The 19686-nt window shown below is 59.7% G+C and carries 12 protein-coding genes and 3 pseudogenes; 11 read left to right on the forward strand and 4 right to left on the reverse strand.

The annotated features are described in order from the left end of the window. Positions 1–476: 476 nt before the first annotated feature. Positions 477–1026 (forward strand): annotated as a pseudogene (locus tag ACMYR2_RS05935) (transposase); the annotation flags it as partial. 492 nt (positions 1027–1518) lie between these two features. Here ACMYR2_RS05935 and ACMYR2_RS05940 read toward each other — a convergent pair. Continuing rightward, positions 1519–2970 (reverse strand): GntP family permease, encoded by a 1452-nt coding sequence (locus ACMYR2_RS05940; protein ID WP_416193842.1) that lies wholly within the window; start codon positions 2968–2970, stop codon positions 1519–1521. Between the two features lie 3 nt (positions 2971–2973). Then, positions 2974–4023: pseudogene (locus tag ACMYR2_RS05945) on the reverse strand (patatin-like phospholipase family protein). 142 nt (positions 4024–4165) lie between these two features. Between ACMYR2_RS05945 and ACMYR2_RS05950 the strand changes: the two are divergent. Next, positions 4166–4315, forward strand: a complete 150-nt coding sequence (locus ACMYR2_RS05950; RefSeq protein ID WP_347265163.1) for a hypothetical protein — start codon at positions 4166–4168, stop codon at positions 4313–4315. A gap of 459 nt (positions 4316–4774) precedes the next feature. After that, complete coding sequence (locus tag ACMYR2_RS05955; protein ID WP_347265162.1) at positions 4775–5329, forward strand: thioredoxin family protein; 555 nt, start codon at positions 4775–4777, stop codon at positions 5327–5329. Between the two features lie 226 nt (positions 5330–5555). Here the strand turns inward: ACMYR2_RS05955 and ACMYR2_RS05960 are convergent, their stop codons facing one another. Next, positions 5556–6878, reverse strand: a complete 1323-nt coding sequence (locus ACMYR2_RS05960; RefSeq protein WP_416194067.1) for an amidohydrolase family protein — start codon at positions 6876–6878, stop codon at positions 5556–5558. Positions 6879–7056: 178 nt separating this feature from the next. Between ACMYR2_RS05960 and ACMYR2_RS05965 the strand changes: the two are divergent. The 5 genes and pseudogenes from ACMYR2_RS05965 to ACMYR2_RS05985 form a co-directional block, all read left to right on the forward strand. Next, positions 7057–7200, forward strand: a pseudogene (locus ACMYR2_RS05965) (DUF3363 domain-containing protein); the annotation flags it as partial. 290 nt (positions 7201–7490) lie between these two features. Continuing rightward, complete coding sequence (locus ACMYR2_RS05970) at positions 7491–9710, forward strand: di-heme-cytochrome C peroxidase (RefSeq protein WP_347265161.1); 2220 nt, start codon at positions 7491–7493, stop codon at positions 9708–9710. A 188-nt stretch (positions 9711–9898) separates the two neighbouring features. Beyond that, on the forward strand, positions 9899–10408 hold the full coding sequence (locus ACMYR2_RS05975) for an RNA polymerase sigma factor (RefSeq protein ID WP_416193856.1): 510 nt from the start codon (positions 9899–9901) through the stop codon (positions 10406–10408). Between the two features lie 100 nt (positions 10409–10508). After that, positions 10509–11447 carry a FecR family protein gene (locus ACMYR2_RS05980; RefSeq protein WP_416193857.1) on the forward strand — a complete coding sequence of 313 codons (939 nt, stop codon included), beginning with the start codon at positions 10509–10511 and terminating at the stop codon, positions 11445–11447. A gap of 232 nt (positions 11448–11679) precedes the next feature. After that, complete coding sequence (locus ACMYR2_RS05985) at positions 11680–14034, forward strand: TonB-dependent siderophore receptor (protein WP_347265098.1); 2355 nt, start codon at positions 11680–11682, stop codon at positions 14032–14034. A 320-nt stretch (positions 14035–14354) separates the two neighbouring features. Here the strand turns inward: ACMYR2_RS05985 and ACMYR2_RS05990 are convergent, their stop codons facing one another. Beyond that, entirely contained in the window at positions 14355–14798 is a 444-nt protein-coding gene (locus ACMYR2_RS05990; RefSeq protein WP_347265099.1) for an SRPBCC family protein, read from the reverse strand. Between the two features lie 515 nt (positions 14799–15313). On the opposite strand from ACMYR2_RS05990, the gene ACMYR2_RS05995 reads away from it, so the two are divergent. The 3 genes from ACMYR2_RS05995 (at position 15314) to ACMYR2_RS06005 (ending at position 19553) form a co-directional block, all read left to right on the forward strand. Further along, positions 15314–15811, forward strand: coding sequence for an RNA polymerase sigma factor (locus tag ACMYR2_RS05995; protein ID WP_416193858.1), 498 nt, complete (start codon positions 15314–15316; stop codon positions 15809–15811). 99 nt (positions 15812–15910) lie between these two features. Then, positions 15911–16873: a FecR family protein gene (locus tag ACMYR2_RS06000; RefSeq protein ID WP_347265101.1), complete on the forward strand. Its 963-nt coding sequence runs from the start codon at positions 15911–15913 to the stop codon at positions 16871–16873. Between the two features lie 220 nt (positions 16874–17093). Beyond that, on the forward strand, positions 17094–19553 hold the full coding sequence (locus ACMYR2_RS06005) for a TonB-dependent siderophore receptor (RefSeq protein ID WP_416194068.1): 2460 nt from the start codon (positions 17094–17096) through the stop codon (positions 19551–19553). Positions 19554–19686 lie beyond the last annotated feature (133 nt).

Genomic DNA, 19686 nt, shown 5'->3' on the forward strand with positions numbered 1-19686 from the left:
ATGCCCGGCACTACGTTGCTACTGGCGTCCGGCCCTCCGTGTGTGGCGTGCATCCTGCGGCGAACTAATTTTTCTCAAACCGTATAGATTTGTTGCAGCGTGATCAATCGTAAGCCGCGTGATGATCTATGCTCGCGCTGTTCGTATGGTATCGGAGCAGCCTGCCTACATCGCCATGGCGCGAATCAATAGGCGGCGTCATGGATTTAGGTGTCTTGCACGATCAAGTCACGTGTACCCAGCGCATTTTCATGACTCCCATTGATAGGAAACTCTTCCGAGCTTTACAGCTCAGTAGCAATCCGGCAGCGTCGAACGCATGATGGCACAGAGTTAAAGATAATAAGGGGTTTAAAGATAGGACGATCGTCGCGGAGAATAGTCACGCCGACGGCGACACGAAGCCCAAACCACGTTGCCGTAAACTTTGCCAACGAACAGGCCTCGGAATTGAACTGCGTCTCCGCCGAAATCAGAAACCGAGCCGTGTATGGTGTGCCGGCGTGACCTACATCCCGATGCGACGCGGCTTCCTTTATCTGGTTGGGGCTATGGACTGGGCCGGCCGGAAGATCCTGGCCTGGCAACTGTCGAACACGAGGGAGGCTGACTTCTGCGTTGCAGTGTTGGAAGAAGCCATTGCCCGCCACGGCAACCCGGATATCTTTAATACCGACTGGGACTCGCAGTTCATCGGCTTTGCCTTCACCAGCACATTGAGGAAGGCCGGCATCCGCATCTCGATGAACGACCGCGGCCGATGGATGGACAATGTCTTTAATCGACCGACTGTGGCGTTCGCTCAAATACGAGTGTGTGTTCCTGAATGTCTTCGAGACTGGTGGCGAGGCACGAACCGGGATCGGACGTGGGATCGGCTATTACAGTGCCGATCTCCCGCACTCCACCTTCGGCGGCAAGACGCCTGACGAGGTTTATGCTAGCGCCTATTCCGCAAAAGTGGATACCGGTTTTGCGATTAGAATACGCGCAAGTTACGGATTGAGGGCATTTTCTTGCGGCTAACCGGATTCCGCTTAGCTGGAAATACTCTAGTTGTTTAGTCCTGTCAGTCTTCTTGGACGGTGATTGATCTGTGGCACATTGATCGTCGCACGATAGGTCAGCACCACGAACTGCTTCGCGCATTTCCAGTCGTTCTCTATGCGAACGGCCCGAGCAAACGATATCTTCGCAACCGCTCAACTCCCCGCAAGCTGCTGACAGCCTTGACGGCCGTACATCCGCAAACGTCGCAGGACGCCTGCTTTGTAGGGAAGGTGGAGTACCGGGGAGAGAAGGAGCTGAAGGCGTTTCTGAGAATGACGGACGTCTCGAGATATCGGCGCGAGGGTTTGCGCGATTGCTTTTGCTCAAGCCATTCTTCGCGGAGTGTCTGAGAGCCGCCTCTGCCGGAGGGATGAACGCGTTGGACGCATCGTGGGCCCCACCATTTTCCCCTCGCAGCCGATGGCTGCTTACTTTCGAGCGCTTGTGGCTCTTTAAATCGCCGTTGTCTCAGAACGATCCCAGTGTCGAACCGAGTACGATGACCGCTGCCAGCGCTATCAGTGCGCCGACGATACTGACGACGACGATATCAAGATAACTTTCGCCATGGGTGGATCCGCAGACCGCAAGCAGCGTCACGACGGCACCGTTGTGCGGCAGGCTATCGAGTGTGCCCGCGCCGATCACCGCAACACGATGCATCAGCGCCGGATCGATGCCCTGCTGGGCGGCGATCCGCATGTAGGCTTCACCGAGCGCGTCGAGCGCGATCGTGAGGCCGCCGGAGGCCGAACCCGTGAGGGAGGCGAGTACGTTCGTCGCCACGGCAAGTGATACAAGGGGACCGCCCTCGATTTCCAGCACCCAGCTCCGTACCAATTCGAATGCGGGCAGCGCTGCGATAACCGAGCCGAAGCCGACGAGGCTCGCGACGCTCAACACCGGCAAGGCGGAAGCATTAACGCCGGCATCCATCGATGCGCGCAGTGTAGGCAGGCGTCGATAGTTGACGGCGATGAGCACGACGATCGCGGCTGCAAGCGCGGTCGCCACGGCCCACACGCCGCCAACGGCTGCCAACGAGGTCGAACCCCAGGCTTCTTGGGCGAGCCAGGACGCGTCGAGGCGAGGCAACACGAACAGCGACATCAGCAGGTTGACGCCAAAGACGACCGCGAGCGGCAGCATGGCGACACCGATGGGAGGGTCGTCCTTGCTTTGATCGCCATGAAATATCTCGGCCGGGTCGAACGCGCCCGAGGTCGTGGCGCGCTCGCGAACTATGGGATCGCTTGCTGCGTCCGAGGCCGCGGCTCCCTGCGTTCCATAGCCTTCGCCGTTACGGTGGGCCTTGGCCTCGGCGCGGGACAGCCACCACAGGCCGAAGCCCAGTATGATGGCCGAGGCCAGAATTCCGAGGCCCGGCGCCGCAAACGGCGTGGTGCCGAAGAACGGCATCGGGATTGCATTCTGAATTGCCGGCGTTCCCGGCAGCGCCGACATCGTGAACGTGGAGGTGCCGAGAGCGATCGCCGCCGGCATCAGCCGTTTCGGAATCTGTGCCGCCCGAAACAACTCATGCGCCATCGGAGCGAGTACGAAGAAGGCGACAAACAGGCTGACGCCACCGTAGGTAACCAGCGCGCCGGCGAGAACGACCGCAAGGACCGAGCGTTGCGGACCGAAACGCGCGGTCATGAACCTGGCGATGGCCGACACCGAGCCGCTGTCCTCCATCAATTTGCCGAACAGCGCGCCGAGCAGAAAAATCGGAAAGAACTGCATGATGAAGCGTGCGGCACTGCCCATGAACGTTTGCGTCCAGTGGGCGAGCAGCGGTTCGCCTGCCAGTCCGGCCGCAGCGACGGCGGCGGCTGGAGCGAGCAGGAGCACGCTCCAGCCGCGATACGCCAGCCAGATCAGGAGCCCGAGGGCGACGAGAATTCCAAGCAGTCCCATGGGTCAGATCTGCCGCAACAGATCGTCGATATTGAGGGTGGAGCGTTTCCCTAGATCCATGACATGTGCCTCCAGGAAGGCCTGCGCCGACCTTCGCCCCTCCGCGTGCAGGAGAGTAAAGAAAGCCCACTCGGCGTTGAGCTTCGAAGACGCACCGAGTTCGGTCAGCATCTCACTCCCGATCCGGTGGATTCGCATGCCTGCCCATTTTGCTCCCTCGGCGCCGCCCGGATCGGCGACCTGCCGGAGCAAGGCCATCATGCGCAGTTCTTTGAGCAGGACGGCGTTGAACGAAACCTCATTCAGCCTGTTCAGGATCTCGGCAGCCGATCGCGGCGGTTTCTTGCGCTCGACCGGATTGATGGTCACCAGAATGGTGTCCTGCGAATTGCACTCACGGACCAGGGGCGTGATCGTCGGATTGCCCGAATAGCCGCCGTCCCAGTAGAGTTCGTTATCGATCTCGATAGCCTGAAACATCGTCGGCAGGCAGGCAGGCCGACGCGAGCAGAACCTCCGGCGTGAGAGCGTCGTTCCTGAACACATGACCGCGGCCGGTCCGCACATTGGTGGCGGTGATGAACAGCTTGATCGGCGATGTTGCCAGCCGCTTGAAGTCGACCAGATTGGCTAGAATCTCACGTAGCGGATTTTTCCCCTCGGATTCATCTGATAGGGAGACACGAGGCGAGACATGAGATCCATAGCCACGTACATGGGCGACGAGTCCAACGTCCAGCGGCCGAGCATCACATCGAGCGGTCCGCGCTGGAACGGGCTGAAGCGCGCCGCCTCGGAGACCCGGCGCCAGAACGTCTCGAGTCCAATTCTTGCTCCGTCGGCCCCACCTTTTGTGTAGCCGTCGGCCAGGACGGCGGCATTCATGGCGCCGGCCGAGGTTCCGGAAATGCCGTCAATCTGCAGCCAGGGCTCCTCGAGCAGCCGATCGAGCACGCCCCAGGTGAAGGCGCCATGCGAGCCTCCGCCTTGCAGCGCAAGGTCGATGAGTACGGGATCGCGCGTGACGGCAGCCTTGGTGGCTTCGACAGGCATTGGACCTCGCAAAAATCGTACCCGCAGCAAATTACCGCTGGGCAATACCAGTTAGCATACAGGCAGGTCTCAAGCCCAACAGGAAGCTGGCAGGAGCGGGACGCCAGGAATTGTTCACCGACGCGAGACGTCGGAAGCAGCGTTGCCGTTCCTTTGGCTCGCGAAGCTGCTCTGTCCCGATGCCTTCACCGATATCGATATGGTCGCGGAGACGCGCGCCTCTTACCGGAATTTCTATCGCATCGATTTATCCGACGACGAGGTCAAAGAGTTCCTGTCGCCGTCCGAATGAACGGAGCACAGACGATCCTGTCTCCAAAGCCCGCGTATCATCGTGCATAGCATAGAAGTAACATCCCTATGCCGCACTGGGTCATTCAAGCCTCCGCGCCGCGGTGCTGATTTCGCCAAGTCTGGGGACCTTCCGCCGAGTTCGCAGTAACGAAAGGAGGGCCGACGACACCGCGGGCCGACGACACCGGCGGAACGATCTGGCCGATCTCCGACGCCGGCCGCAGCGAGAGGGCCTGATAATTGGCGAGGGGGCCTGATAATTGGAAAGGGTGGCTCGCGTCAGCTATACCGTTCCGTCTTGATGCGCGCCTAACCTCCAGTATTCGCCATTGCAAATGGTCGCGACGGCTGGAAGATTTGCTCCTTGAGACCCGGGCTCACCGTTTACAGCCGAAAGGAGCCGAACCTTGAAGCCCGATTACATATATACTTTATTCCTGTCACAAGGAGATGCGAGATGGCGATGACGGCCACCCAGGTCACTTTCGATACGCCGGCGCCGGAGTTCCGGCTTCCGGCGACCGACGGCAAGATTTACAGTCTGGACGACTTTGCCGGCGAAAATGGCACCGTCGTGGTCTTTATCTGCAACCATTGCCCCTACGTCAAAGCGGTGATCGACCGCATGGTCGCGGACGCGCGGGTGCTTATGTCGGAGGGCATTGGTTTCGTGGCGATTTGCTCGAACGATGCGGAGAACCGTCCCGAGGATTCATTTGAAAATATGAAGCATTTCGCCAAGGCTCATAATTTCCCGTTTCCCTATCTGCATGATGGAACCCAAGAAGTCGCGCTAGCGTACGGGGCGGTGTGTACGCCGGACTTCTTCGGTTACAGCGCCGACCGCAAGCTTAAGTACCGCGGTCGGCTCGACGAAGGCCGCAAAACTCCGCCTCGCGCGGAGGCGCCCCGAGAGCTTGTCGAAGCCATGCGCGCGATTGCGCGCACCGGTCTGGCGCCCGCTGACCAACAGCCGTCCATCGGCTGCTCGATCAAATGGAAGGGTGCCTAAAACCGATCCTTCACCATAGGTCGCACCAGCGAAATCATAGGTCGCACCAGCGGCAAGATTGGGATCGATCTCGCCGCTTCTGCACAGGAAGATCAGCGTGGCGGCCGCGAATAGAACAATGATTGTGTATCAACCCACCGCATTGTCGTCTCGCCTTCGTACGTGCGAGCATGATGATCTGGATCGCGCGCCCCTCCGGAATGGGACTCACTTGGGCAGATGGGACTCACTTGGGCACGTCATTCTTGTAGATAGCGCCATCCTTCATGATGACGAGGAAGTTCTTGCCCGGATCTGCGACGAGGTTGATGTTGTCCAGGGGATTGCCATCGACCAGAAGCAGGTCCGCGAGCGCACCCTGTTCCACAACACCGAGCTTGCCCGGATAAGGGTTGCGTTTGCCGGAGAGCGCCAGCAGTTCGGCGTTTGTCGACGTCGCCATGACCAGCGTTTCGACGGGAGTGTACCAGCGCACAAGCGAGGCCAGAATGGCCCCCTGTTGCCGCGCCAGCGCGCCCGAGAACAGCACATCGGTGCCCCAGGCCGTCTTGATGTTGTACTTCTTCGCCAGCTTGTAGGTCCTGGCTATGCCGGGCCAGACCTCATCCGCCTTGGCGCGCTGGACTGAACCCACCGGAAAGCCCAGCCTCAAGTCTTCGGGGAGCGGCTGCATGCTCAGCCAAATGCCCTTCTCGGCCATCAGTTTGGCGGTTGCGTCGTCCATCAACATGCCGTGTTCGATGCACTTCACACCGGCGGCAATGGATCGCTGGATCGCAGCCGGCGTAAAGGCATGGGCTGCGACGTACGTTCCCCAGTTCTCGGCGGCTTCGACCGCAGCGCGCAGTTCAGCCTCGGTGAAGGTGGACACGTCGATCGGACTGAAGGGTGACGACACTCCGCCGCCCGCCGTCACTTTGACCTGGGAGGCACCCTGCATGAGTTGCTCCCGAACGCGCAAACGTACCTCGTCAGGACTGTCCGCGACCATGGCGCCGCCGACCTGCTCCATGCGGGTGAGCAGACCGCCGATCGTTCTCGGCAGATCGGTGCGCTGGCGGAAATCGCCGTGTCCGCTCGTAACGGTGATAACGGCGCCGGAGGGATAGACGCGCGGGCCCTTGACGATTCCTTCGTCGATAGCGGCCTTAAGTCCGAACACCGGGCCGCCCACGTCGCGAACGGTGGTGAAGCCGCGCATGAGCGTGTCTTTAGCTTCTGCGGCAGCAAGAAGATTGACGTAGCCGACGTCACCGAATGACTGTGCCGGAGTCACCCGGATCAGCATTGCGTGCCAATGCGCGTCGATCAGGCCCGGCATCAGCGTGCGTCCGCCGCCGCCGATGATGCGGGTATCCGCTCTGCGATCGACCGCGATGGGCTGGGTCGAGATCGTCTCGATCTTGTTGCCGCGCACCAGAACGTTGGAGGGCGCGGAGAGCGCGGCGCTTCTGCCATCGAAGATGCGCACGTTCTCGAACAGCGTGACGGCGCTGCTCGCCGGCGGACTGTCTTGCGCGCGGACGCCGGACGGCAGTCCGACGCTCATGAGCAGGAGCGTGGCAACAAGAGCGCGTCGAAACATCAAAGTCATGCGATCGCCTCCCGGGCGGATGTGGCATGCTTTCAGATGACATTTTACTTTATTGCGTCAATTTACGTCGACGATACGCGGTTCCGTCGAGTGGTGCAACGGCGCGCCGGATTGAAAGCCGTTTCGTCGCCAGCTATCCAGCGGCAAGTTCGCCATCGTCCAAAAGTGCCACGAGTTCATCCTTGTCCCGTGGCGGCCTGTTATCAACCGCCAGCTTGGCAGGGGCGTCTTGCGGAGCGGATCGGTGTCGTGGCAGTTGGGGCCGCCGCGAGGCATCGGGCCAATCATCGTCCTGCACTTACGGCGTTCCTACCTTCCAGCGATGCGAGGTCGGGGCGTTGAACACAGTTCGGATTTATGTAACCTGAATCAGGGCGACCGCTACAGCTTTTTCGAGCGAAGCGGATGACCTGCTCGCGTGAAGAAAACGCGTCAAATCAAGATTATAGAGCTCCGCCTCTGATGCCATCAGAAGCGAAAAGGCTCTAAAAGTTGATCCGACTACAGGGGCGCATTGTTATGAGCTTTTCATTCAAACATTGGCCTGGTTTTTTCAAAGCTGCTTTTGTGATCATCATCGGCGTGGTGATGACCTTGGCGACCTTCTTTCTGGTGGCAGTTTTCGCGCCGGAGAAGGTCAGAGCGACGCTCAAGGATATCGGCCGGGCCGGCGAAACAGTGTCCGCCATATTGCCTCCACCGCTGCCGGCCGCGCAGATGCCTTCGAAGGCTTATTGGCTCAAGCAAAACTGGTCAGCGCGCGAGCGCTTCTGGTTTCATCATGCATCTCAAGGTACCGCGACCTTTCCAGTGCCCTATGACTGGTTCGTCTCGCTTGAGCGGGCGGAGCTTGCGGTGTTTTCCACGCCAAAGCTGCTGAGCGATGGAGATTATCTGATCCGTTTTGGCTTCATTCCCAGTCCGCGCAAACCTGACAGCAGCGCGTCCGATTTCGGTTACAGCAAGGACTCGCTTAATGCCAGTTCTGCGGCCGAACCCGAACAGTTCAAGAATTATCCCGAAAATCCGGATGGGTTACCCGTGGGCTTTGCAAGGCTGGAAAGCGGCGTCGAGCCGGCTACCGGCCAGCCTTATCCCGCTCAACTTGGCTTCACCTGCGCCGCCTGCCACACGGGCCAGATCCGTTATCGGGATGTCGACATTCGCTTTGACGGCGGGCCGGCGATGGTCAATCTCGGGAATCTGGAGTCCGCCATCGGGCTTTCGATTTTTTACACGGTTCACGTTCCCACGCGTTTCAATCGTTTTGCCGATCGTGTCATCGCGCGCGCTGTAAGAGCTGGTTCGCCGCCGGCCGATCACTCCGCATTCAAGGAAGACCTAAAGAAAAAACTGCGGCAGACCCTTGATAAGATCAAACGCGAAAGGGATTGGAGCAAGGCGATTCTTGCGCGTGACAATATGACTTATATCGATGAAGGATTTGGCCGGCTCGATGCCCTCAACCGGATCGGCAATCAAATCTTCTTCTCGAATTTGCTGCCACCGGTCACCAGGGACAACCAAGCGTTTCCCGAGGTGCTTGCGCGGAATTATGTGCGGCCTGATGCGCCGGTCAGCTTTCCGCCGATCTGGGACGTGCCGTGGTTCCTTTGGGCGCAGTATGACGGCTCAGTCCAGAATGAACTCGTCCGCAATGCCGGGCAGTCGCTGGGGGTGAAAACAAAACTCAACCTGACAGAGCATTCGGATCCAGATCGGCCGCTGTTCAGGTCGTCGATGAAGATGAAGAACATCTTCTGGATTGAGGAAATGCTTCGCGGGCCTGATCCGTTTGCCGATAACGCGCCTGGTCAGGCGCCGGAATTCAAGGGGCTGGTCGCGCCCAGATGGAAGGAGGCCGCGGATATATTCGAGAACGATCCAGCCTGGCGGGTCGACGGGGAGAAAGTGAGAAGCGGTCGACGGCTCTATGCCGAGCTTTGCGTCGAGTGTCATCGCGGTCCGGTGCGCGATCCCGAGTTCGACAGGGAACGGCCCGATCTTTCGTTCTGGCGCGCCGAGAATCCGGACCGGGCCGAGAAGAACTGGGTTACGATCGGCGGTCGCAGGTTTTTCAATGCCGTTGAAAAGCCGGTCGCCGTCATGGGCACTGATCGCCAGCAGGCTCGTGTTCTGTCCGAGCGCCAGGTCTATTTACCGCCTTCGCTTGGCGTGAATCCAATCAAGCAGCTCAACGCGCAGTGGTCCTGCGACCTGCCGCCGAATGACGAAGCGCTCAACGCTTCGTTCACGCTGGCGCTGATGGCGGTGGTCGACAAGTCGATCGACCAATGGTTCAAGGACAACCCGCTACCGGCGGATCAGGAGAAGATCATGCGGGGGGAGCGACGGAACTGCCAGAACAAAAAGACCTTCAAGCCGATTTCGTCTGATAGCGGCAAGCCCGCCAATCCGCCGATCGTCCTGGTGCCGCACTATCGCGCACGACCGCTCGACGGTGTCTGGGCCACGGCGCCTTATCTTCACAACGGCTCGGTGCCGACCCTGCATGATATGCTCACCCCACAGCACCTAAGGCCGCGGGTTTTCTGCGTCGGAAGCCGGGAGTTCGATCCTGTCAAAGTCGGCCTTTCGGTGAAATCTGGTGAAACGTGTGCTGCCGGTATCACCCGTTTTGATGTAACCGGACTTGGAAACAGCAATCTTGGGCATTCATTTGAAGGCGCCGAGACCGACAAGACCAAGCTGCCGAATGGCGTCATTGGACGCGGGCTGACCGAAGCCGAACGGGATGCGTTGGTGCAATACCTGAAAACGCTTTGAACAATCTGGCGGCCGTCGCCACGCGTAACTGCCTCACTCGCGGTTTCTTTTATGGAGCCCCGGGCCTTGCCGTCTAGAAAGAATCTAAGTCGTGCCGATTGCCACCTTGTCCGCTTCCGCTTAAGCGAAATGAAATACTGAATGTTGGGGAAGTGCAGCCCTTTCGGTTTCTCTGCATGGAGCGGCTCGTGTCGGCTTGGGATCTGCAGGATTTGTTCCGGCGATTTGGCGCGGATCTGTTGCGACGGGCTTCAAAACGAGTCCAGTCCTCGGATATTGCCGCGGACATCATCCAGGACACGTTCTTGCGGCTGATGACCTCGGCTCCCTCGGCCGAAATCATCGAGAACCAGAAAGGCTATCTCTACCGGGTCGCCGACAATCTGGCGATCGACTATCTGCGCCGCCGCTCGGTGCAATCGAACCGCTTCGTCAGTCTCGATGTCGTGCAGAACATGCCCGACGACCTGCCCGACGCGGAGACGGTGTTGGCTTACAGGCGGGCCATCCAGACGCTCGCCGAGGCAATCGATGAATTGCCGCCGCGCTGCCGGCAGGTCTTCCTGCTGAATCGGTTCGACGGGTTGAACTATCGCGAAATCGCGGATCGACTGCGGATTTCGACCAGCATGGTCGAAAAGCACATCATGAAGGCCATCGGCCATTGCCGTAACCGAATGGACGGGCTGGTCGATTGAATTTATTCAAGTGCGGGGTGAGGCATTGAGGCTCTGCGATCGTTTCTGGATCGAAGGGCGCATGATGGTCGTCACTGCATCTCGTACGGACTCAGTCTGAATGCCCAAACCTTCCGTACCGCATTCGTCGCCGACGGCGCGCGATCAGGCGCTGGCCTGGTTCGTCCGGCTGAACTCAGGCGATGCAACCGCCGAGGAACGGGTCGCGTTCCGGCACTGGCAGGCCGCCGATCCAAGCCATCAGGCCGAGTTCGAGAAACTTGCCGCGATGTGGGGGCGGTTGGAGGCAGTGGAAGATCCGCGGCGCGTGTCACGGCGGCGCGCGCTGAAGACAGGGGCATCCGCGATTGGCGCCGCCGCGATACTCGGCGCCGGCTATCGGGCCGGCGTTTGGGATTGGCTCACGGGTGGCATCACCACGGATATCGGTGAAATCCGCACGGTCACACTGGCCGACAGTTCCCAGGCCGAACTTGACGCGGACACCGCTCTCTCGGTGAATTTCTCTGACGGGGAGCGCCGGATCGCGCTGCAGCGGGGCAGGGCGTTGTTCAAGGTCGCTGCCGACCCCGGCCGTCCGTTCTCCGTGATCGCGCGCAACGGCGTCACGACGGCGCTCGGGACGCAGTTCGTCGTTCATTGTGCGAATGACGGGGTGGTCGTGACCGCGCTGGAACATGCCGTCACGGTTCGTCTGGACGGCAGCGCCGATGATGCGCAGGCGACGCTTGGGGCGGGCATGCAGATCGCCTATGACAGCAAGAGCCTTGGAAGCATGAAGCCGGCCGGCCAGACCGAGGTCGCCTGGCGTAGCGGCAAGCTGATCTTCGAGGATGAATCATTGATCAGCGTCATCAGCGACCTCAACCGCTACAGGGCAGGGCGCATTGTCCTGTTCGGCGACGGGCTCGGTGCGCTGCGGGTGAGCGGCATTTTCAATGTTCGCGATCCAGGCGGGGTATTGGACGCGATTGCCCGTACCCTGCCGGTCACCATGACCAGCATTACCCCCTATCTCGTTGTCATCCGTCCCGCCTAGAGCATTATCGCTTCTGATTGAATCAGAAGCGGGGCTCTATGCCTGATCCAAAGAAATATCGAGAACATCTTGAAAGTGCTCTGGCTGACGTGAGGTAAGCGCCGCTGGTCTTCGTCTTGGAGAACATGAGGAGCCATCGGCCCGTCCGATGGTTCGATGTCGAAGGGGCGAGGGTTGGTACATGGGATCGAGAAAGGGCGCATGGGGCGCGGCTGCGTTGGTCGTTGCAGCCATGACAGGCGAATGTGCGCTGGCGCAGGCGCAGCAGAATGTCACGGCGACTTCCGGCGTGGCGGATCGCGCGGCTGTGCGGTTTTCGATTCCGGCGCAACCGCTGGCGCCGGCGCTGGCCTCATTCGGAAACGCGGCCGATCTCCAGATTCTCTATACCGCCGATGTCGCCAGAAACATGCGCACCAATGGTGTGCAGGGGACGTTTTCCAGGGGAGAAGCATTGAGGCGACTTCTTGCCGGGACAGGGCTTGTCTATCGATTTACCAACGCCGGTACGGTCACGATAGAGCGGACAGGATCTGGTGCAGCGGCCGGGCCTGTTTCCGGAGCGATCTCGCTCGATACCATCGATGTGCAGGGCGAGACCGCGTGGGGTCCGGTGCAGGGCTATGTCGCCAGCCGCAGCGCTACCGCCACCAAGACCGATACGCCGATCATCGAGGTGCCGCAGTCGATCTCGGTCGTCACGCGCGACCAGATGCAAACGCGGCAGGTCCAGTCGTTGAACGAAACACTAAGGTATACGCCGGGCGTCTACGCCGAACCGGGTGGCCTCCAGCTCAACGCTGGGGCTGTTCAAATGAGAGGCTTCATCGCTTCTCCGTATCAGGGGTCGGTGTATCTGAATGGGCTGCGCTCGCTCACGAACGGCGACGTCGAGCCTTACGGGCTGGAGCGTGTCGAGGTCTTGCGAGGACCTGCGTCGGTTCTCTACGGGCAGAACCAGCCGGGTGGCGTGATCGGCCTCGTCACCAAGCGCCCGTCCGAGACGCTCATTCATGAAGTTCAGTTGCGGGGCGGAAGTTTCGACAATAAAGCCGGTGCCTTCGACTTCGGTGGCCCGGCGACGCAAGACAGGACGCTGCTCTATCGTTTCACCGGCCTCTTGCGCGAGGGTGGCAACGGCATCGATTTTTCAAACGACAGACGCGCTTTCGTTTCAGGCACCGTGACGTGGCGTCCGACGGACTCGACGGAAATCACGGCTTTCAGCATGTATCAAAACGACACAGGAAAATTTAACTTTGGCCTGCCCGCGCAGGGCACCGCGCTGCCGAATCCGAACGGGCGAATCCCGATCACGCGGTTCATTGGCGAGCCCGACTTTACTTATGATAATAAAAAGCAGGCTATCGTCGGGTATAATCTCGAGCATCACGCTACGGACAGCGTGACCTTCAGGCAGAACCTTCAATACGTCCAAGAGGATTGGGCCGCAAAGGAAATATCGCCGCGAGGACTTCAAGCCGATCTTCGCACGCTCAATCGTGGGGCAGCTTCCACTCGGTGGAGTTGGGACACGTTTGTGATCGACAATCAGGCCGAACTGAAAGCTACGACCGGTATCTTGCAGCATACCGTGCTGTTCGGCGTCGACCATCGATGGCGCAAAAGTAATGTCATAGGCACATATAGCGGTACCGCTGGTCCGATCGATGTTTTTGCACCGATCTATGGTTCACCTGTTTTTATCCCCGCTGACAATTACGGATACCGGCAAGCTGAGAATTTTACTGGCGTCTACCTTCAGGATCAGATTAAGCTCGATCGTTGGATTCTGACTCTTGGGGGTCGCCACGACTGGACGGACTCCAAGACCGTCAATGCTTTTGGTGGTACCACCACCAACCAGAACGCCAGCGCCTCCACCAAGCGGGGCGGGCTTGGCTACGAGTTCGAAAGCGGCGTGGTCCCGTACATCAGTTACTCCGAGTCGTTTGTGCCCACGTCCGGAACGGCGTTTGACGGGTCTCCGTTCAAGCCGACCACTGGGATACAGTATGAGGGAGGCATCAAGTTTCAGCCTAAGGACATGAATTTGCGGATGACGGCCGCGGTTTACGATCTGCGGCAACAGAATGTCCTGACGACGGACCCGGGTAATCCCCGGTTTTCAATCCAGACCGGCGAAATCGCATCGCGTGGCTTCGAGTTCGAAGCAGTCGCCAGCCTCACCAGCAATCTCAATCTGACCGCCGCCTATGCCTACAACGACACCAAGGTGACGAAAAGCACCACCGCCAATCTGGGCAAACGGCCAGTCACTATACCACCTCATCTTGCGTCGCTGTGGGCCGACTACACCATCCGCGAAGGCGCGTTGAACGGGCTCGGCTTCGGCGGCGGCATACGCTATGTCGCGGCCAGCGCCGGCGACAGCCTCAACACGTTCGATGCGCCCGCCTATACGGTGGTGGACGCGATGGTCCGGTACGAGATCGATACTTGGCGCTTCTCCGTCAACGTCACCAACCTGTTCGATACTCAGTATGTCGCGGGATGCTTCTCTCTTGTTCAATGTAACGTCGGACGTACCCGCACCGTACTCGGCACAGTGACCTATCGCTGGTAGCTGAACAGCATGCGCGGCGGCGACTCAATGGCGGCGACCGCTCAAAACCTTACGCTGTGCGCGACGGCGGAATAGAGTCTGATTCAGCGTAGTTGAAACAGACTCATTGTCTGGTCGCATTTTCTTGCGGCGAACCGGTACAGCCGGCGGGCAGATTTCGAATGTCGGAGCCACCGGTCTCCGACTGCATGCTCCCCCGGTTCTTGAACGGCATAAGTGAGGGCGGCTTCCTCAAGCGCGTAACGCCCATATCACGCACCAGCTCGTTATCGTGATCGGGCGACCGCTCGAAGTGGCGGTGGCGTCACGGCTGCTCCGCGCTACTGGTTGATCTCGGGGCCCACCAGTCTTGCAAGCTTGTCCAGGGAGTCCTGCCAGCCAAGATAACAGCCCTCGGGCGGGATCACATCCGGCACGCCCGTTTGTTCGATGTTGATCTCGGTGCCGACGGACACGGCCTTCAAGGTTACAGTCACGCGCATCTCGCCCGGCAGGTTCTGGTCGTCGAAACTGTCGGTGTAAACGAGACGCTCATTAGGCACGATTTCAACATAGGTGCCGCCGAAGCTGTGGTTTGCGCCGGTAGTGAAATTTCGGAAGGACATCCGGTGTTTGCCGCCGACCTTGGCTTCCATTTCCTGGACGGTGCACAGGAAACCGTAGGGCGGCAGCCAGCTTGCGACGGCATCGCTCTCCACAAAGGCGCGATAGACTTTCTCCGGTTTGGCGGCGATGACGCGGTGAAGTCGGATCGTGCTGGGCATGGTTCTCTCCTCGCGGTTCGGAATATGTCAGCGTTGCATGCAAATCTCAGGCGGAGCGCATCCTGCCTGCGTGGGGCGGGTCAAGGATCGTGGCGCAGCCACATGGCGGAACGACGTCTGCGTTGCGTTTTCTGCCAGCGCATCGCGTCGCTTTCATGATCATGGATGGGCGGCTGAAATGAGCCAGGCAGTGATGCGTCCACGAGTGAGCGTGGAGCGCATGCTGATGCCGTGCATGCTAACATCCGTGGTTCTGATCGGCGTTGGCCCCACGATCATTGATCGATTTCTCTAGAACCAATCTAAATAATTACGGTTGGGGCGGAATTTCAAAGGCCATACGCCTGATGCAACGATCGCGGCATCGGTGACAGCGTGTCGGGGTCCAAACTCGCGCCAATTCTCGTCGGCATCATGGTTCATCCGGGGTTCGCATCCAACTTGGTTCATCGGCTTCCGTTGGCCGGATCATCCGGCCGCGCGGATCTCCCAGGCGTATGCCGTATGGTGCGCCGATGACGTGGGATCTGCAAAAGCTGTTCATTCGGCACGCGCGGGAGATCGATCGCTTTCTCCGCCGCCGTGGCCACAACGCCGAGACGGCGGCCGATATTACCCAGGATACCTTCCTGCGGGTGCTGGCGGCGCCGCCGGGCGAGGCCCGGACCAACCATAATCCGAAAGCCTATCTCTATCAGGTGTCGCGCAGCCTCAGCATCAACCACCTGCGCCGCGAAAGCCTGATTCAGACGATTGATCTCGATGAGGCGGGCGCTATCGCCGATCCATCGCCATCGGCGGAGAGAATCGTCTATTCGCGGCAATATCTGGCGCAGACGCGCAAGGCCCTCGCCGAATTGCCGGATCGTACCCGGATCGCCTTCGAGATGCACCGGCTCGGCGACAAGACCATCCAGGAGGTGGCCGACGAGCTGGGTGTTTCGACCAGCCGGGCCTGGAAACTGATCCGGAATGGCTACCGGCATCTCCTGACGCGGGTGGACGATTTCTGAACTTTTTCCGTCTCTCGCGTGAAATTCGACGCCGCCTGATTGTACTAGAAGGGTAGGCGCGATTCTCCGCGCATCTCGCTGCCTGTCGAAGGAATATGAATGAGCCAGCCGGGGCCAGATCAATACAGGCTGATGGATGAGGCGATTGATCTCGTCATCCGCTTGCAGAATGATCCCGGAAATCCGGTTGCGGCCGAGATGGTGAAAGTCTGGCGGGCGCGCAGCCCGGAGCATGAACGCATCTGGGCGCGGGTCGCCAAGGTTCACGGCGCTTCCGGCAAGATCCTGACCCGGCGCCGCAAGACTGAACGCCGCGAGAAACTGGGACTGACGCGCCGTAATCTCATGATCGGCGGGATCATTGGGCTTGGAACCGCTGGCGCCGGCTATTCAATTCTGCCCGAGATGCTGCTTCGCGGCCGGGCCGACCATCTTACCGCCAAGGGCGAAATTCGTAGCGTCACGCTTGAAGACGGAAGCGTAGTGACGCTCGGGCCGGATAGCGCCATTGCGGTGGATTTCACCACCCGGCTTCGCCGTGTTCAGCTTCTGGCCGGCATGTCGTTCTTCGAGGTCGCGGCCGAGCCGCAGCGAGCCTTCACCGTGCAGGCCGCGGAGCTGACGGCAACGGCGCTCGGGACGGCCTTCGACGTTGCCAACGATGCCGGCATGCTCTCGGTCTCGGTCGATCATGGCGTCGTCGAAGCGCAGGCGTCGGGCTCGGCGATCGCGGCAGGCGCGAAGCTTTCCGCCGGAGAATGGGTAACGTTCGATAGCGCGACCTATGCGATCGAGCGCGGAGCGCGCGAAGCGGGCCAGATCGCGTCGTGGCGCGACAATCTGATCATGGCCGAGAAGGAAGCGGTCTCGGCGCTGGTGGCGCGCATCGGCCGCTGGATTCCGGGGCGGATCGTCATGGCCGATCCCTTCATCGGTTCGCAGCGGGTGAGCGGAATCTTTGATTTGAGTAATCCTAAGCGGGCGCTTGAAGCCGTCGTGCATCCGGCCGGCGCTTATGTTCGGCAGGTTTCGTCCTACCTGACGGTGATTTCTCCCATCTAGAGCGTTTTCGAGCGAAGTGGACACCGGTTCGCGTGAAGAAAACGCGTCAAAACAATATCGTAGAGCCCCGCTTCTGATTCAATCAGAAGCGGAAAGGCTCTGAAAAAAGTTTCGCGAGCAGGTAAAAAAATCGACCCCGATTGTATCAGCTATAGGGGCTGGCGCCGTTCAGGCGTTCTGACGTCGCGAGCCCCCTGATGAGACAATTGGGGTGGCATTGATGATGGGGTACGCGGCTCGGACGTTTTCTGGCAAGGTCGGCATCAGCAGGGTGTTGGCATCAGTGTTGATGATGAGCACGGCGACCATCGCCGGCGTTGTCATGACTGGCGGCGACGCCTGTGCGCAGAGTGCGGCGCAGACGTCGTTCAATGTGCCGGCCGGTCCGCTCGGTCGCGCGCTGACGGCATTCGGCCGGCAGGCCGGCCTGCAAGTGACTTATCTGACGAGCATTGGCACCGGAAAAACGTCGCCGGGTATTTCAGGCCCGGCCACGCGCGAGCAGGCGCTTGCGCGGATTCTTCAGGGCACCGGGCTGAGCTACCACTTCACCAACGCCAGCACCGTTGCGATCTCGCAGCCGGCGGCCACCGGCGGCGCTGGCGCGGCGCCATCAGGCGCGATCTCGCTCGATACCATTGATGTGCAGGGCGCCGGGAATCCCAACTCGACTATGTCGTTGCCTCCGGCCTATGCTGGCGGACAGGTAGCAACGGGCGGTAATCTTGGTTTGCTTGGCAATCGCCACATAATGGATACGCCGTTCAGCCAGACCAGCTACACGGAGAAATTGATTCGAAACCAGCAGGCAAAGACGGTCGCCGACGTTTTGCGCAATGACCCCTCGATCACGCAACAAAGCGCCCGCGGCGGTGGCTTCGAAGAGTTCACGCTCCGCGGTTTTGGTAACCTGACACAGGACCGTATCAGCATTAACGGTCTCTATGGCGCATCGCCCATTGTCCCGATGGAAATGGTGGAGCGAGTGGAAGTCCTGAAAGGCCCCAATGCGCTCCTGAACGGCCTGCCGGCATCAGGCAACGCGATCGGAGGCACAGTCAACCTGGTATTGAAGCGCGCTCGCGACGAGCCGCTGACGCGCCTGACGACCAGCTACCAGTCGCGGTCGAATCTCGGCACGCACCTCGACGTCGGCCGCCGCTATGGCGAGAACAAGGAGTTCGGTGTTCGCTTCAATGGAAGTTACAGGGATGGCGAAACCGCATTCAGTCGCAACAAGGACGAAGCTGCTCTGGCGGGTTTAGGACTCGACTATCAGGGCGAGCGCGTACGATTCTCCGCCGATTTCAGCTACAAGAAGAATCACATAGATGCCGTGACACCCCTTGTTCAGGTCACGCCTGGTATTCCGATCCCAGGTGCGCCCAATGCAAGCAGGAACATCAGTCCTTCCTGGTTCAACCGCTATTACGAAGAGTTGTTCGGGATGATGCAGGGGGAAGTCGATATCTCCCAAAACGTGACAGCCTATATGGCGTTGGGAGCCCGGGACTGGAAGGTCGGCGGCGTTTCCGGAACGCCTACTATTTACAACGCGAATGGCGACTGGACCGCCACGCCCACAAGCTGGGAGGAAAAGTACAAGAATTTAACTTCACAGATGGGCATCAGGGCGTCGTTTGATACAGGACCTATCAACCATGCGCTGACGGCCGACGTTTCCCGCGCAACCCGAGACTACCGCTATGCGGGCCTATCTGGTTCGCTGATCGCGTCGAATCTCTATGTCAACCCCATGATCGCAAATCCCAACCTTCCCGGCGTCATCCCGCTCAGGATGTCGGATACCACCGCTTCGAGCGTGGGATTTGTGGATACCCTCTCGATTCTGGAGAAACGTGTTCAGTTGACCGTGGGCTTGCGGCGCCAGCGCGTGGACCGGGACGGCTTCAACGCTGCGGGCACAACCGTGACTTCGAATTATGACCAGTATGCCTGGACTCCCGCGTATGCGTTGCTCATCAAGCCCCTCGAAAATGTATCCGTCTATGCAAATTACATCGAAGGACTTGAACAAGGCACCACTGTTGGCGCAACTTATGCCAATGCCGGAGAGATCTTTCCGCCGTATCGAACCAAGCAGTATGAGGCGGGCGTGAAGGTCGATTGGGGTACGCTGACCACCACCGTTGGCGCCTTTGAGATCTCCCGTGCCAGCACGCTCTCCATTCCCGGAACTCCGCTTCCAACTCTTTCGGTCGATGGCGAACAGGTCAACCGAGGCGTCGAAGTCAACATCTTCGGCGAGCCTGTCAACGGCCTGCGTGTACTGGGCGGTGTCATGATGCTCGATGGGAGGTTGGCGAAGACCCAGGATGGTGTGAATGATGGACGAAAGGCGCCTGGTGTGCCTGACATCAATGTCGCCTTTGGGGTTGAGTGGGATCCTTCCTTCATGCCGGGCGGTACGATCAGCGGACGAGTGAACCACTCCGGTAAGAAATTCTTTGATGCGGCGAATACTCAGATCATACCGAGCTGGACACGCGTCGATCTCGGCATGAGATACACGTTGAACACCGGCTGGAACGACAGGCCGCTTACCCTTCGTTTCGATGTGCAGAATGCCTTCGATCAGGATTATTGGGAGAATGGCTTGAACGTGTTGACCATCTCCGCTCCCAGAACCTTCCTGTTGTCGGCTACGATGGATTTTTGACGTCAGGAACGTCCAAGGGAACCGGTGCGCGTGAGGCGCTGGCACGGCAGACGACGGCCTGCTGCGGCCAACGCGCGTGGTGCTCTGGTTGCATCACGCCGTTCTCGGTTGCGAGCATTTTTTCTTCGCGCTA

Source organism: Nitrobacter sp. TKz-YC01 (assembly GCF_047824785.1).
In the GTDB taxonomy this organism is placed as follows: domain Bacteria; phylum Pseudomonadota; class Alphaproteobacteria; order Rhizobiales; family Xanthobacteraceae; genus Nitrobacter.

Coding starts and splice junctions, on each gene's coding strand:
- ACMYR2_RS05940 (WP_416193842.1), bottom strand. CDS start 2,970: ATGGGACTGCTTGGAATTCTCGTCGCCCTCGGGCTCCTGATCTGGCTG.
- ACMYR2_RS06000 (WP_347265101.1), top strand. CDS start 15,911: ATGAGCCAGCCGGGGCCAGATCAATACAGGCTGATGGATGAGGCGATT.
- ACMYR2_RS05990 (WP_347265099.1), bottom strand. CDS start 14,798: ATGCCCAGCACGATCCGACTTCACCGCGTCATCGCCGCCAAACCGGAG.
- ACMYR2_RS05955 (WP_347265162.1), top strand. CDS start 4,775: ATGGCGATGACGGCCACCCAGGTCACTTTCGATACGCCGGCGCCGGAG.
- ACMYR2_RS05960 (WP_416194067.1), bottom strand. CDS start 6,878: ATGAGCGTCGGACTGCCGTCCGGCGTCCGCGCGCAAGACAGTCCGCCG.
- ACMYR2_RS05995 (WP_416193858.1), top strand. CDS start 15,314: ATGACGTGGGATCTGCAAAAGCTGTTCATTCGGCACGCGCGGGAGATC.
- ACMYR2_RS05980 (WP_416193857.1), top strand. CDS start 10,509: ATGCCCAAACCTTCCGTACCGCATTCGTCGCCGACGGCGCGCGATCAG.
- ACMYR2_RS06005 (WP_416194068.1), top strand. CDS start 17,094: ATGATGGGGTACGCGGCTCGGACGTTTTCTGGCAAGGTCGGCATCAGC.
- ACMYR2_RS05985 (WP_347265098.1), top strand. CDS start 11,680: ATGACAGGCGAATGTGCGCTGGCGCAGGCGCAGCAGAATGTCACGGCG.